We start from the raw sequence: 15,583 nt of genomic DNA on the forward strand, positions 1-15,583 counted from the left end.
CGAGCGCGGATTCGACTACGCTGAAACATGCGGCCGGGAGCATGGGACCCCGACCGCGTCCGGACAGGGGCATCGAGGATGAGCGCGGTTGCTGCGGGAGTGTGTCTGCTGGTGGAGCTGGGGCTGGGCGTGGCGCTGCTGGTCGGCACCTTCTTCACCCTGGCCTTCAGCAGCGAGTCGTACCGGCACTCCGCCACGCCGCTGCATCAGGCGCTGAACGGGCTGGCCTTCGTGCTCGCGGTGCTTCCCCTGCTCCTCACCCTCTGGGTCGGCTGGCGGCGCTTCCTGTCGGACCGCCCGTTCGACTCGCTCCCGCTGGGGATGGGCCTGCCCCTGGTGGCGCTGGTCGCGTGCGCCGTCACCGCCTTCCTGGCCATCATGGGAGGCGAGTGGTCGACGTCGCGTCACCGCGCACGGCAGGAGCTGGAAGCGCGGCTCGCACTGCGCGCGGCTGTCCAAGGGGGCTCGGCGGACAAGGCGTGCGACCTGGTGGCCGCGGATCCGCGCGCTTCGGCCGAGGACATGCGCCGGTGCCGCGAGTTCATCGAGTCCCGCCCCGACGCCGAGACCCGCTGGACGCAGCTCACGAAGTTCGCCGACTCGCGGGGCGGCTTCAACACCTGGCACCTGGGGCAGACGGGGCTCGCGCCGGACTGGGAATGGGGCAAGGCGGTGCCGGTCATCCGGCACGACCAGGAGTGGTTCCTCCGCACGTTCTATGAAACGTGGCTGGCCCGGAGACAGGACCTGCCGACCCTGGAAGACCTGGGCGGGTTGCAGCTGGCGCTCCAGAGCAGCACCCGCTACCTGGGCTGGGATGCCCGGGCCGTGGAGACCCTCCGCACCCAGGTGCTCCCCACGCTGAGCGCGCGGCTGGAGGCCCAGGAGCCCCGCCTGCGCGCCCTGCCGGACATGGACCCCTGGGTGCTGGACGCGATTCGAGACCGCATCCAGAGCCTCCAGACGAAGCCTGACGAGGGCGTGGAGCCGCTACCCCCGTTGCCGGGAACGCCGTCGCCGGGAGACATCGGCGTGGCGCGGATGGACGACACGGGCGCGCTGGACCTGTGGCTGCGCGCCACGCCCACGTCGGGGAACTTCGGCGACGTCTACGTGCGCCGGGCGTCGTACGACAGCGAGTACGAGAAGTGGATGAAGTACCTGGGGCCACTGCGTCCCGGAGAGCTCCGGTTCATCCCCGCGCCCTGAGCCTCAGCGCAGCTTGCCGGCGAGCAGCTCGCGCATGCTCACCGGCTCACGTCCGAGCAGCTGCAGCAGCGTGGAGTCGACCGCCGCGAACTCGCCATCGCGGCTCGCGCGGTAGAGGCCGAGCGAGATGCCGACCACGGGCGCGGGCATGCCGCTCGCCACGAGCTTCGCGCGCATCTCGTCCTCGGACACGGTGCTTCGACGGAGGGGACGTCCGAGGATGCCCGACGCGATGTCGCACAGCTCTCCGAAGTCGAGCGCCTGCGACGCCGTGAGCGGCGGCGTCGGCCCGTCGAACCGACCCTCGTTCGTCAGGATGACCGCCGCCGCCTCCGCGAGGTCCGCGTGCGTGGTCCAGGAGACCTTCCCGTCCGCGGGAGCCTCGAACACGCCCGACGACAGGGCCCGCTCCAGCAGGAACGCCGCGCTCGAGGCGTAGAAGCCATTGCGAAGCGAGGTCCACGCCATGCCGGACTCCGCAAGCATCTGCTCCGTCGCCGCGTGGTCGAGCATCGGTGGAAACGCCGACGTACGGCTCGCGCCCATGTGGCTCGTGTAGACGATGCGCTGCGCGCCGACGGACCGCGCTGCGTCGATGGCGGAGCGATGCTGGGCCAGGGGATCGCCCCCATGCGCGGCCGCGTTCGACGAGACCATCAGCACCTGGGTCGCGCCCTCCAAGGCATGCGCGAGGCTCTTCGGCTCCGCGAAGTCCCCGCTCCGCACCCGGACGCCGCGTGCCGCCAGGTCCTGGGCCTTCTGGACGTCGCGGACGCTGACGGCGACCCGGTCCACCGGGACGCGGGCGATGAGCTTCTCCACGATGAGGCGGCCAAGCTGCCCCGTTGCTCCGGTCACGACGATCATCGAGCGTCCCTCTTCCGTATCGACGGAAACCAAATACAGATACCGTCGATAACGTAGCGGCCGCTATCGCCGTTATCAAGCATTCGTTACCGTCGTTCCGAAAGCCGCGTGTTAAGTCAGGCGCATGAAGGACCGGGAGAAGGTCACCGCCGAAGACGCCGAGGGCCCCGATACGCGTGCGCGCATCCTGGCGGCCGCCGCGGAGCTCATCGCCTCTGGAGGACCCGACGCAGCGACCACACGTGCCGTCGCCGCCGCGGCCGGTGTGCAGGCGCCCACGCTCTACCGGCTCTTCGGCGACAAGCACGGGCTCCTGTCAGCCGTCGTCGAGCACGAGCTGACGAGCTACGTGGCGAAGAAGGCCGCGCGCAAACCGCACCCGGATCCGCTTCAGGACCTGCGGCTGGGCTGGGACATGCACGTCGCGTTCGGACTCAGCCATCCAGGGCTGTTCGCGCTCATGTGCAGCGACCTGGAGCCAGCACCGCAATCCTCCGTGGTCAGCACGGGGAATGAGGTCCTGCGGCGCCGCATCCGGAACATCGCGCTCGCGGGCCGCCTGCGGGTCAGTGAAGAGCGGGCGCTCGGCCTCGTGTCGTCCATGTGCAACGGCGCCGTGCTCACGCTCCTGCGCCAGCCCGAAGGGCAACGCGACCTCGGCCTGTCCGAGGCCGCGCGAGAGACGGTCATGGCAGCCATCTCCAGCGACACGGCGCCCCCGGCGAACACGGAGGTCCGTTCAGCGGCCACCACGCTGCGTGCCTCCCTGGACCGGCTCACCGTCCTGACTCCAGGCGAAAGCGCGCTGTTGAGCGAACTGCTGGCGCGCATCACGGACGCCGGGTGACAGCGCGCGTCGTCAGGTAGGGGCCGGAAGCCGCCGGTCCCCCACCTGGAAGGATTCGCTACGGCATGGGCCGCGAACCGGAAGACGGAGCTTCCGGAACCGCGGGCCAGCCGTTGGGCCACGTCATCGCATCCACGAGCATCACCCGCGCCGTGTGGGCGCTGTTCCACGCGTGGTAGACCATGACCGTGTCCCCGCCGGGTCCGGTGACCACCGAGTTATGGCCGGGCCCCACCCAACCGCCGCCCGTCTTGAGGATGGGATTGCCCAGCTTCGTATAGGGCCCCAGCGGACTCGTGGCCCGGGCCACTCCCACGGCGTAGGTGCTGTTGGCGTACGAGTTGCCGCTGTAGAAGAGGTAGTAGTAGCCGCCCCGCGCGACGACCCACGGCGCCTCGACGACGCCGCCCTCCCAGCCGAGCGTGTTGCTCATCAGCGTGCGGCGCGTGCCCGTGAGCGACAGCCCATCCGCCGACAGCGTCTGGCCATAGATGGGCGTGGGCTGCCCCACCGCGTTCCCGTCCGCCTTCCACACCAGGTACGGCACACCCGCGGTGTCGTAGAAGAACGTGGCGTCGATCATCCCCATGCCCGCGTCATGCACCAGGGGATGGCCCAGGTCCGTGAAGGGCCCCAGCGCGCTGGTGGCCGTCGCGGCGCCGATGGACAGCTTCCCGTCCTGGTGGCGCGCGGTGAAGTACGCGATGTACCGCGTGCCCACCTTGTGGAGCTCCGGCGCCCAGTAGTCACCCGTGGCCCACGTCGGCCGGCGCGCGGAGGGGAAGATGTTGCCCGCGGCCGTCCAGGTGACCAGGTCCTTGGACGTGCGCAGCGGGAACGCGTTGGCCGCGCCCCCGGACGTACAGGCCGCGACGTACTGCGTGCCGTCATGGATGACGCCCGGGTCCGCGCAGTCCACGGGCACCACGGGGTTCTGGTAGAGCCCTCCACAGCCCGTGTAGCGCAGTGAGATGCCGCACGCGTTGGTGCCGCTGAAGTACGGCGACCAGTCGTTCGACAGCACCGCGTACGAATTGGGAGAGGCATTGGTGCAGCCTCGGTCCCACGTCACGCGGCCGCCCACGTCGTCGAACTGGGCCGGGTGTCCCGCGGGGTGCAACCACGCCGGACCGTAGGTGACGCGCGTCGCGCAGGTCGTGGCGCCGGAACAGTCCGTGTCGAGCGCCAGCACACAGGCGTTGGGCCCGGTGAAGTACGGCTTCCAGCCGTTCGACAACACGGCGTAGGAGTTGCTGCCTTCATTGACGCAGCTGCCGTCCCAGGTCACCAGGCCACTCGCGGTGTCGTGCTGCTCCGGGTGCCCGGGGTGGATCCACCGGTCCCCGTAGGTGATGCGCGTGGTGCACGCGAGCGCCCCGCTGGACGTGCCCACCGGGGCCTCGTCCACGAGGGGAGCGTCGGAACGCTCTCCACCACAACCCGCCACGAGCGCGGCGAGGACGACGGCGGAAAACAACGAGGGGTTCTTCATCGATGGACCTCCGAGCTTGCGAAGACTCGGAAGTCCTATTTATCAGCTTTTACTAGTTGTCGAGATTCCGTCCCGTCCCGGGATTGGGAAGGGTCGGTCAGCGAACCTCGAGTTCGTAGATGCGCGTCGCCGGGTCGCCGTTCTGGCTGGGGGTGGTGATGTTGAGCCGGACGTAGCGCGCGGAGGTGGCGCTGATGGCGTGGGTGGTGGTGTTGGCGGTGTTGTTGGTCACCGTCACCGGGGTGCTCCAGCTCGTGCCGTTGGTGGAGGTCTGGAGGGTGAAGGCCCGGGTGTTCCAGGTGCTCGCTTCGCCGCCCGCGCCGGCATGCTGGACCGTGAAGCTGGTGACCGTCTGCGCCGAGCCGAGATCCACCTGCATCCAGGCGCCCGACACCAACGAGCAGAACTTGTCGGTGGTGCCACCGGAGACGCTCCCGTTGACCGCCTTGGCGGGCGTTTCGCTGCTGTTGCAGGCGGTGGAGCCGGTCGTAGGTTTGTTGAGCGCCAGGTTGGCGTAGCCCGAGCCGACCGAGACGGTCTGGGCCTTGGTGTTGCTGGCGCCGCCGTTGTCCGTCACGGTCAGGCTGACGTTGTAATTGCCGGCGCTGGCATAGACACGGCTGGGATTCGTCGCGGTCGAGCCGCTGCCGTCGCCGAAGCTCCAGTTGCGCGAGGTGATGGTGCCGTCGCTGTCGCTGGAGGCGTCGCTGAAGGTCGCGGTGAGTCCGCTCACGGTGACGCCGAAGTTGGCCACGGGCGGGGTGTTGCCGCTGACGGCCGTGTTGATGGCCGCCGCGTACTGCGCGCTCGTGCCCTGCGCCACGCACTTCTGGATGTCGTCGTACAGCCACATGAAGCCGCCGTTGATGCCGGCGCTGCTCTTCCAGGTGCTCATCCGGCTCTGCACCGAGGCCGGACTGTCGCCGCTGGCGCAGTTGGTGCCGTGGCGAGACCACAGGCCCGGGTCGACGGTCATGCCCATCGCGGTGTTCCAGCTCGCGGGGTTGTTGCCAGCGCCGCCGTCGTAGACCTGCAGGTAGATGCCGTCGACCGCGCTGCCGAGGTTGTCCTTGAGGTTCCGCCAGAAGGTCTGCTGGGTGTAGGGCGCGAAGGTGATCTTGAAGCCCTGGCCGATGAGCATCTGCCCGAACTGGGTGGTGGGCACGAGGTCGTAGGCGCTTTCGTCGTCGAAGTTGACCGCGTTGGCGCCGGTGGCGGCCTTCAGCGCCTGGAAGTTGCGGTACAGGATGCTGTTGGTGCCGGTGCCGCAGACGAGCGTGCTGCCGCAGCCGGTGGCGGTGCCGTTGACCAGCCGGGCCATGCGCTCGAAGTCGGGGACGCTCCAGGCGCCAATGGACACCTCGATGCGATTGACCGAGGTCGGCGCCGTCTTGAGCGTGGCCAGCCGCGTGGGCCAGGCCGGGTCGCCGATATAGGCGCCGTTCCGGACGACCGGGATGTCGTTGTAGACGAGGTCGCCGTTGTCCTCGATGTGGAAGCTCCAGAGGATCACGGTGGTGAAGCCCGAGCCGCGCAGGTCGTTCATCACCGCGGTGCCGCCGGAATAGAACGGGCCGCCGCCGTAGATCGCGGAGTCGGCAAGGGCCACTGGCGAGACCGTGGCCAGCGCGAGGGCAAGGCAGGACGCGAGTTGCTTCGACTTCGGCATGGTGTGCTCCCCCGTCGCCATCGTTGGCGACGTGGAGACATTGCGAGCACGCAAACCAGCAAGTCAATTCTATTCAGACAAACTGGAATATACTGAAAGCATCACTCGGCGCGGAAGTGCGACTCCGCGATGGAGGCACCCCAGCAGCAGGCGTCCTCTCCCTCCTCACCGGTGGGCAGCGTCGTGTGGAGCGGAGCGCCCGCCTTCACGTCCTCGAAGTAGAAGAGGTTCTTCGGGAGGAGGACGAGCGCACGGTCCGCCTTGCGCGTGCGCAGGGTGAGTTGCGCCAATGCCGGGTCGGCCACGTCCGCGGCCCCCTTCGGGATGAAGGCCTCCCGCTTCGGCGGTGCACGGTCGCCCTCCGGGATGCAGCCGCCATCCTCCGTGGAGACCTCCACCTCGCGCACGCGGCAGCCCTTGCCTTCCGCGAAGTGGAACACCGCCCGCACCTTCGTGAAGTAGCAGTCGGGGGTGCCGCAGTCCGCGCTGTGGACGTCCGTCACCACCGTCAGGCGCACCTTGTTTCCAGGCAGGGACTCCACCATGCCGTTGCGCGCGTAGCGCTGGAACAGGGGCGCCTGGGCGCAGTGGGAGGGCACCGGAGCGCCGGGCTTCGCATCCGCCGCCCGGGGTGCGTCGCCAGGCACGGACAGCAGGAGCGCGACGAGGGGCGAGACGTGCTTCAGGGACATGACTGTAATCGTATCAGGCGCCGGTCCGACCCATTGACCGTTTGACGGGCTCCGCGCGTGGGAGCACGGTTCGGCTCAGCGAGGTGAACAACATGAAACGGGTCACTCTGATTCTCTCCCTGGCCACCGCGGGCTGCGCGTCCAGCCAGCGTCCGGCTCCCACGGATCGCTATCTCCTGACGGGCACGCGGCTCTATGTGGCGCCAGACGCGCCCCCGTTGGACAACGCCTGGGTGGTCGTGAGCGACGGGAGGATCGAAGCCATGGGCTCCGCGCCGGTTGCTCCGCCTCCTGGAGTGCGGCTCGAAGACGCCTGTAGCGGTGGGGTGATCACCGCGGGGTTCCAGAACAGCCACGTCCACTTCACGGATGCCGCGTTCGCCGGAGCCGTCAGCCGTCCGCGCGACGAGCTTCAGCCACCGCTGACCGGGATGACCACGCGCTTTGGCTTCACGACGGTCGTCGATACCGGCTCCGACCCCGCGAACACCGAGGCCCTTCGCCAGCGCATCGAGCGAGGCGAGCTGCAGGGGCCGGCGATCCTCACCGTTGGCTCCCCGATGTATCCGCGGAACGGCATTCCCTTCTACCTGCGGGACCTGCCACCCGAGCTGCTGGCGCAGCTTCCGCAACCCGCGTCGGCGGAGGAGGCCCGCGCCGTCGTCCGCGCGAATGCCGAGGGCGGCGCGAAGGGGACCAAGCTGTTCGTCGCCACGCCCCAGGGAGGGGGGGAGATCCGGCGCATGGCGGAGGACGTCGCTCGCGCCGCGGCGGATGAAACCCACCAGCGAGGGGGTCTGGTCATGGTGCATCCCACCGACCCCGAAGGCGTGAGCGCGGCCGTGCAGGCTGGCGTCGACGTCGTCGTGCATACGACCATCGATTCACCGAAGACCGGGTGGAGCGAGGAGCTCGTCGGCCAGATGGTCGCGCGCCACGTCTCCCTGGTGCCGACGTTGCAGCTCTGGGGGTACGAGCTCGCCAAGGCGGACGTGCCCACGGACGTGCGCGACCGCCTCGTGGGGGGCGCCGAACGGCAGCTCGCGGCGTTCTCCAGCGCGGGTGGCCAGGTCCTGTTCGGCACCGACGTCGGTTACATGAGGGACCTGGATCCGACGCAGGAGTACGTCCTCATGGCCCACGCGGGGCTGACCCCGATGCAGATCCTCGCGTCGTTGACCACCGCCCCCGCTGCGCGCTGGAGCGCCTCCGAGCGCCGGGGCCGCATCAAGCCGGGCTTCGACGCCGACCTCGTGGTGCTCAACGGAGATCCCTCCACGGAGGTCCGGCGGTTCGCGGACGTGAAGTGCACGATTCGAACGGGCAAGGCGCTCTTCATCCGCGCTTCCGCCGAGTAGCGGATTGCCACGATGTCCTATCGAGCGGCGCCGCCCACACAGTGTGTCATTGCATCCAATGGTTGAGCGGATCCGGGGGTCGTAACAACCGGAAACATCATGCCGCGTATCCACCTCCCACGCGGCCCCGGGGACCGGGCGGTGGATCCGTTCCCGCCTCGTGTTTGGACAAGGTATTGATTCGGTGAGATAGCTGACACCAGTTCACCGTCGTCGCGCACTTCAGGAAGACGCCGCTCCGCATGAGGAGTCGGCGCCCGTCCGCGCGACACGAAGGAGCTGGCGCCAACATGACCTCCCCCTCTGATGACAAGCGCTCGCGGCTGGCCGAATTGCTGCGTGGGAAGACCCGTCCGTCGCTTCGCGTGGCCGCCTCGTCCGGGCAGGAACGGATGTGGCTCCAGGAGCGGCTGTCGCCCGGCAACGCGGCGCTCCACATGGCCGTCACCGTCCGCATCTCCGGACAGCTGGATCCCGTGGCGCTGTCCCGCGCCTTCCAGGCCGTCGTGGATCGCCACGATGCGCTTCGCACCACCTTCCCGGAGCACGAGGGCCGGCCGCTCCAACACGTCGCTCCGGACCTCAAGCTGTCCATCTCGGAAGTGGACCTGGGGAGCCTGCCCGAGCTGCTGCGTGAACCCGAGGCCTTGCGCCATGTGCGGGAAGACGTGCGCGTGCCGTTCGACCTGGAGCGGGGTCCGCTACTCCGCGCCGTGCGCTACCGGCTCTCCGCGGACGAACACCTGCTGCTCCTGACCGTCCACCACATCGTGTCCGATGGCTGGTCCATGGGCGTGCTGGTCCGCGAGGTGGCGGAGCTGTACCAGGCCTTCACCTCCGGCCAGACCCCTGCCCTGAGGCCACTGCCCCTGCAGTACGCGGACTTCGCCGCATGGCAGCGCCAGGGGGCGCAAGGCGACGCGCTCGACGCGCAGCTGGCGTACTGGCGCCAGCGGTTGGATCCGCATGCGGTGCTGGAGCTGCCCTCGGATCGGCCCCGGCTCGCGAGCCTGGACGTCCAGGGGGCTCGTCACTCCATCGTCCTGCCGCCCGCGCTCACCCAGGCGCTCAAGGAGCTGGGCCTGCGCGAGGGCCGCACGCTGTTCTCCGTGCTGCTCGCGGCCTTCAACGTCCTGCTCCAGCGCTACTCCGGTCAGGATGACCTCGCCGTCGGAACTCCCGTTGCCGGCCGCTCGCGCTCCGAGCTCGAAGGCCTCATCGGCCTCTTCGTCAACACGCTCGTCCTGCGCTCGGACCTGTCCGGGGATCCGTCCTTCCGCGAGCTGCTGGGCCAGGTGCATGACTCCGCCCTTGGCGCCTTCGCCCACCAGGACGTGCCGTTCGAGAAGCTGGTGGAGGTGCTCCAGCCTTCGCGCCGGCTGAATGTCTCACCGCTGTTCCAGGTGATGTTCGTCCTGCAGAACGCGCCCGTGGCCCTGCCTCCTGTTCCCGGCGTGCGCATGGAGGCACAGCCGGTGGATGTGGGCGCGGCCCGCTTCGACCTGACGCTGGTGGCGTCCGAAGAGGCTCGCGGCCTGCGCCTCATCGCCGAGTACCGCACGGCCCTCTTCGACGAGGCCACCGTCGCGCGCATGCTTGGACACCTGCGTTCGCTGCTCCAGGCCGTTGTCCTGGACGCCGGACAGCGTGTGTCCGCGCTGCCCCTCATGGACGAGGCCGAGCAGCTGCAGGTGCTGGTCGACTGGAACGACACACGCGTTGACCTTTCGCACGCGGCCACCCTGCCGGAGCTGATCCAGGCTCAGGTGGAGCGCACCCCGGATGCCGTGGCGCTCGCGTTCGAGGGCCGCGCGCTCACCTATCGGGAGCTGGATGCACGGGCCAATCAGCTGGCGCACGCCCTCATCGTGCGCGGCGTGGGGCCGGAGGTCCGCGTGGGCCTCCTGCTGGAGCGCTCGCTGGAGCTCGTCGTCGCCCTGCTCGCCACGCTGAAGGCCGGCGGCGCCTACGTCCCCTTCGACCCTGCCTACCCCGCCCAGCGCCTCGCCTGGATGCTGGAGGACGCGCGCCCTGCCGTGCTCCTGGCCCAGGAGCACCTGCTGTCGCGCCTGCCCGCCCATGACGCCCGCGTGCTGTGCCTGGACACGCAGTGGGACGACGTCGCTCTTCAGCCCCGGCACGCTCCTCCTCCTCGCGCCTCCGCCGACGGCCTCGCCTACGTCATCTTCACCTCCGGCTCCACCGGCAGGCCCAAGGGCGCCATGAATGCCCATGGCCCCGTCGTCAACCGCCTGCTGTGGATGCAGTCCGCCTACGCCCTGGGCCCCGCGGACGTCGTCCTTCAGAAGACTCCCTTCAGCTTCGACGTCTCCGTCTGGGAGTTCTTCTGGCCCCTCATGACGGGTGCGCGCCTCGTCCTCGCGAAACCCGGCGGGCACCAGGACCCGGCCTACCTCGCGCGCCTCGTCGCAGAGGCCGGTGTCACCACCCTTCACTTCGTTCCCTCCATGCTCCAGGTGTTTCTGGAGGAGCCGGCGCTGGAGTCCTGCACGTCCCTGCGCCGCGTGGTGTGCAGCGGAGAAGCCCTTCCCCTGGAACTCGCGGAGCGCTGCCTGCGGCGGCTGCCCTGGACCGGGCTTCACAACCTCTACGGCCCCACCGAGGCCGCCGTCGACGTCACCTTCCACCAGTGCCTGCCCGGCGAGTCCCGCCGCTCCGTTCCCATTGGCCGGCCCGTGGCCAATACCCAAATCCGTATCCTCGACGCGCACCTGCGGCCCGTCCCCGTGGGCGTCCCGGGCGAGCTCTTCATCGGCGGTGTGCAGGTGGGGCGCGGATACCTGGGCCGTCCGGAGCTGACGGCCGAGCGCTTCATCCCGGATGGCTTCAGCGACTCGCCTGGCTCGCGCCTGTACCGCACCGGCGACGTGGCCCGGTGGCTGCCGGACGGTGCTATCGAGTACGTCGGCCGTGCAGACTTCCAGGTGAAGGTGCGCGGCCTGCGCATCGAGTTGGGGGAGATTGAAGCCGCGCTGGAGCAGCACCCCGGCGTGCGTCAGTCCGTGGTGGTGGCTCGCGAGGACACCGCGGGTGACAAGCGACTGGTGGCCTACGTGGCCTGCCGCAGTGACGGGGCGTTGGACGTCCCCACGCTGCGATCGCGGCTGCACGAGAAGCTGCCCGAGTACATGGTGCCCTCCGCCTTCGTCCTGCTGGACTCCCTGCCCCTGACTCCCAGTGGCAAGGTGGACAGGAAGGCCCTGCCCGCGCCGGAGGCACCGGCCTCTACTTCCGAGTACATCGCCCCGCGCACGCCCACCGAGGAGAAGCTCGCGGCGCTCTGGGTGGAAGTCCTGCGCGTGCCCCGCGTGGGCGCCACCGACCACTTCTTCGAACTGGGTGGGCACTCGCTGCTGGCCACCCAGCTCGTCTCTCGCGTGCGCGCGGCCTTCGGCGTGGACCTGGCCCTGCGCACCGTCTTCGAGGCCCCGACAGTGGAGGCCCTCGCACGTCACCTGGATGCGGCCGGCACGGAGGAGCCAGCGTCCGGCTTGCCGCCTCTGGTTCCAGTGTCGCGCGGAGCCGCGCCGCTGCTGTCCTTCGCTCAGCAGCGGCTGTGGCTGATTGATCAACTGGAGCCCGGGACGGCCACCTACAACATGCCCGTGGCCTTGCGGTTGTCCGGGGCGCTCGATGTCGAATCCTTGCGACGCGGACTCGAAGCGCTGGTGCACCGGCACGAGTCGCTGCGCACCACGTTCCGCGACACGCCCGAGGGCCCCGTCCAGGCCATCGCGCCGCCCTCCGTCCTGACGTTGGACCTCACGGACCTGCGCTCCCTGCCCGCGGAGGAGCGCCAGTCCGAGGCTCGCCGCCGCGCCACCGCCGAGGCCCTTCTTCCCTTCGCGCTCACCACCGGACCGCTGCTGCGCGTGACACTCCTGGTGCTGGAAGAGCAGGAGCACCTGCTGCTCCTGACCGTCCACCACATCGTGTCCGACGGCTGGTCCCTGGGCGTGCTGGTCCGCGAGGTGGCGGAGCTGTACCGGGCGTTCGCGTCCGGCCAGGCCCCATCCCTGGCACCGCTGCGCTTGCAGTACGCGGACTACGCCGCCTGGCAGCGGCAGTGGATGCGAGGGGATGCGCTCGACGCGCAGCTGGCGTACTGGCGCCAGCGGTTGGATCCGCACGCGGTGCTGGAGCTGCCCTCGGATCGGCCTCGACTGGCGCAGCCCGACGGCCGGGGGGCTCGCTATGAGTTGCTGTTGCCCCTCCCCCTCGTCCAGCGCCTCAAGCTCGTGGCACTGCGTGAAGGCCGCACGCTGTTCTCCGTGCTGCTCGCGGCCTTCAACGTCCTGCTCCAGCGCTACTCCGGTCAGGATGACCTCGCCGTCGGCACTCCCGTTGCCGGCCGCTCGCGCTCCGAGCTCGAAGGCCTCATCGGCCTCTTCGTCAACACGCTCGTCCTGCGCTCGGACCTGTCCGGGGATCCGTCCTTCCGCGAGCTGCTGGGCCAGGTGCATGACTCCGCCCTTGGCGCCTTCGCCCACCAGGACGTGCCGTTCGAGAAGCTGGTGGAGGTGCTCCAGCCTTCGCGCTGGCTGAACGTCTCACCGCTGTTCCAGGTGATGTTCGTCCTGCAGAACGCGCCGCTGTCGCTCGTTCCGCTTCCCGGCCTGCGCATGGACACGTTGCCGGTGCACGGGGGCGTGTCGCGCTTCGACCTGACGCTGGTGGCGTCCGAAGACGCTCGTGGCCTGCGGCTCTCCGCCGAGTACCGCACGGCCCTCTTCGACGAGGCCACCGTCGCCCGCATGCTCGGACACCTGCGCGTGCTGCTCCAGGCCGTCGTCCGAGACGTGCGGCAGCCCCTGTCCGCGCTGCCCCTCATGGACGAGGCCGAGCAGCGCCAGCTGCTCATCGACTGGAACGACACGCGGTCGCCCTTTCCCCACGAGACCTCCATCCACCAGCGCTTCGCGGACCAGGCTCGCGAAAGGCCGGACGCGCTGGCCGTCCTCTTCGGTGACGACGCCCTCACCTACCGGCAACTGGACGAGCGCGCCAACCAACTCGCCCACGCGCTCATCGGCCTGGGCGTGCGTCCGGGCACTCCCGTGGCCCTGGGCCTGGGTCGCTCGCTCGACCTCATCGTCGCCATCCTCGGCGTCCTCAAGGCCGGCGCCGCCTACGTCCCGTTGGAGATGAGCTATCCCCACGAGCGCCTCGCCATGCTCCTGGAAGACTCCGGCGCTCCCGTGCTGGTGACTCGCTCCGACTGGGAGCAGAGCCTCCCGTCCTTCTTCGGCGCCTCCCTGCTGATGGACGATGACGCCGCGCTCCTCGCGCGCAAGCCCACGCACGCGCCCGCGGTGCCTGCGTCCGCGGACAGCCTCGCCTACGTCATGTTCACCTCCGGCTCCACCGGACGGCCCAAGGGCGTCATGGTGCCCCACCGCGGCGTCATGCGGCTGGTGTGCGGCGCGTCCTACTTCCGCTTCGGCCCGGAGCACCGCTACTCCCAGCTCGCGCCCACTGCCTTCGACGCCTCCACGATGGAAATCTGGAGCGCCCTGCTTCACGGCGCCCAGCTGGTGCTCGCGCCGCCGCATTCGCTCTCGCTGGAGGAGCTCGCGGCCTTCTTCCGCCGTCACGCCCCCACGAGCGTCGTCCTCACCACCGCCCTCTTCGAGCAGATGGCCCTCCACCAGGGAGACACCCTCGCGCGTGTCTCCCAGCTCATGATCGGTGGCGACGTGATGCCCGCCGAGCGCGCCCGTCAGCACCTGGCGAAGCTCGCTCCCGGCTCCGTCCTCATCAACGGCTACGGCCCCACCGAGAACACCACCGCCTCCACCGCCCACATCATGGGCCCGGCGTCACCCGTCGGGCATGCGGTGCCCATCGGCAAGCCCATCGGCCAGTCCACCGTATACGTGCTGGATATCCACCAGCGGCCCGTGCCCGTGGGCGTGGCCGGTGAACTCTTCGTCGGAGGCGCTGGCCTCGCGTGGGGCTACCTGCGCCGGCCTGACCTCACCGCCGAGAGCTTCATTCCGAACGCCTTCACCTCTTCGCCCGGCGAACGCCTCTACCGCACGGGTGACAGGGCCCGCTGGCGCGCGGACGGCTCGCTGGAGTTCCTGGGCCGCACCGACTTCCAGGTGAAGGTGCGTGGCTTCCGCATCGAGCCCGGCGAAGTGGAGTCCGCGCTGCAACGGCTGCCCGGTGTCGCGGAGACGCTCGTGATGGCCCGCGAGGACGTGCCCGGCGACAAGCGCCTGGTCGCCTACGTCGCCATTCCATCAGAGAGCGGTGGCCCCGTGCTGGACGCCGCGGCGCTGCGGGCACACCTCCAGCAGCAACTGCCCGGTCACATGGTGCCGACCGCCTTCGTCGTGATGGAGGCCCTGCCGCTCACCCCCAACGGCAAGGTCGACCGGGCGGCCCTCCCCGTCCCCACCGTGGCCGCGTTGGAGCGGGGACGGTACGTGCCCCCAACGACCCCCACCGAGCAGAAGCTCGCGGCCCTCTGGCTCGAGGTGCTCCGCGTCGAGCGGATCGGCGCGGAGGACGATTTCTTCGAAGTGGGTGGGCACTCGCTGCTGGCCACCCAGGTCGTCTCGCGCGTGCTCGGGACTTTCGGCGTGGAGTTGCCGCTGCGCACGTTCTTCGAGGCGCCCACCCTGGCGGGGCTCGCCCGGCGCATCGACGAGGCCGGGCCGAGGGCTCCGGTGGCGGAGGGACCTGCGTTGACGCCGGTGCCTCGCACGGAGGACCTGCCGCTGTCCTTCGCGCAGCAGCGGCTGTGGCTGATTGAGCAGCTGGAGCCCGGAAGCCTCGCCTACAACATCCCCACCGCCTTGCGGATGCAGGGGACCGTCGACGTCGCCGCGCTGGAGCAGGCCTTCCGCGCCCTCATCGACCGGCATGAGCCCCTCCGCACCACCTTCGCGCCGCGTCAGCCCGAGCCCGTCCAGGTCATCCACACGACCGTCGACTTCTCCCTGCCCGTGGTGGAGCTGAGCGCCTTGGGGGAGGTGGCGCTGGAGGAGTCGCGGCGACTGGCATCCGCCGAGGCCGTGCGTCCGTTCGACCTCACTCGAGGACCGCTGCTCCGCGCCCAGTTGCTGAGGCTCGCGCCCACCGAGCACGTGCTGCTCTTGACGATGCACCACATCGTCTCCGACGGCTGGTCCATGGGCGTGCTCGTGCGCGAGCTCGTCGCCTTCTACGAGGCGTTCCGCGAGGGGCGTTCGCCGTCCGTGGACCCGCTGCCCGTGCAGTACGCGGACTACGCGGTGTGGCAGCGCTCGTGGCTGCAAGGCGAGGTGCTCGAGGCGCAACTGGGCTACTGGAAGCAGCAGCTCTCCGGCGCGCCTGCCTTGCTGGAGCTGCCCACCGACAAGCCGCGTCCCGCCGTGCAGTCCCAGCGCGGTGCATCCCTGCCTGTCCACCTGCCCTTGTCCCAGACGCTCACGGACTTCT

8 protein-coding genes are annotated in these 15,583 nt (G+C 69.8%); 4 read left to right on the forward strand and 4 right to left on the reverse strand.

Features of this window, described 5'->3' with window-relative positions; genetic code table 11:
• Positions 1-78: 78 nt before the first annotated feature.
• The gene (locus D7X99_RS19150) at positions 79-1,209 is read left to right on the forward strand and encodes a hypothetical protein (protein ID WP_147476183.1); all 1,131 of its coding nucleotides are present in this window, start codon (positions 79-81) and stop codon (positions 1,207-1,209) included.
• 3 nt (positions 1,210-1,212) lie between these two features.
• On the opposite strand, the gene D7X99_RS19155 is transcribed toward D7X99_RS19150, so the two are convergent.
• Positions 1,213-2,076, reverse strand: coding sequence for an SDR family oxidoreductase (locus D7X99_RS19155; protein ID WP_121779034.1), 864 nt, complete (start codon positions 2,074-2,076; stop codon positions 1,213-1,215).
• Between the two features lie 124 nt (positions 2,077-2,200).
• Between D7X99_RS19155 and D7X99_RS19160 the strand changes: the two genes are divergently transcribed.
• Entirely contained in the window at positions 2,201-2,923 is a 723-nt protein-coding gene (locus D7X99_RS19160; RefSeq protein ID WP_121779035.1) for a TetR/AcrR family transcriptional regulator, read from the forward strand.
• Positions 2,924-2,981: 58 nt separating this feature from the next.
• On the opposite strand, the gene D7X99_RS19165 is transcribed toward D7X99_RS19160, so the two are convergent.
• The 3 genes from D7X99_RS19165 to D7X99_RS19175 all read right to left on the reverse strand — a co-directional run bounded on the left by D7X99_RS19165 (position 2,982) and on the right by D7X99_RS19175 (position 6,776).
• Positions 2,982-4,415, reverse strand: coding sequence for a glycoside hydrolase family 43 protein (locus D7X99_RS19165; RefSeq protein ID WP_121779036.1), 1,434 nt, complete (start codon positions 4,413-4,415; stop codon positions 2,982-2,984).
• A gap of 97 nt (positions 4,416-4,512) precedes the next feature.
• Positions 4,513-6,084, reverse strand: a complete 1,572-nt coding sequence (locus D7X99_RS19170) for a PKD domain-containing protein (protein ID WP_121779037.1) — start codon at positions 6,082-6,084, stop codon at positions 4,513-4,515.
• A 101-nt stretch (positions 6,085-6,185) separates the two neighbouring features.
• On the reverse strand, positions 6,186-6,776 hold the full coding sequence (locus D7X99_RS19175) for a hypothetical protein (protein ID WP_121779038.1): 591 nt from the start codon (positions 6,774-6,776) through the stop codon (positions 6,186-6,188).
• Positions 6,777-6,868: 92 nt separating this feature from the next.
• Here D7X99_RS19175 and D7X99_RS19180 point away from each other — a divergent pair, with 92 nt between their 5' ends.
• Together D7X99_RS19180 and D7X99_RS19185 are read left to right on the forward strand one after the other, a co-directional pair.
• Positions 6,869-8,134, forward strand: coding sequence for an amidohydrolase family protein (locus tag D7X99_RS19180; protein WP_147476184.1), 1,266 nt, complete (start codon positions 6,869-6,871; stop codon positions 8,132-8,134).
• Between the two features lie 290 nt (positions 8,135-8,424).
• Positions 8,425-15,583, forward strand: a 7,159-nt coding sequence (locus D7X99_RS19185; protein WP_158627035.1) for a non-ribosomal peptide synthetase, incomplete at its 3' end; no start/stop codon positions are given.

It is taken from the genome of Corallococcus sp. AB032C, assembly GCF_003668935.1.
GTDB lineage: Bacteria > Myxococcota > Myxococcia > Myxococcales > Myxococcaceae > Corallococcus > Corallococcus exiguus.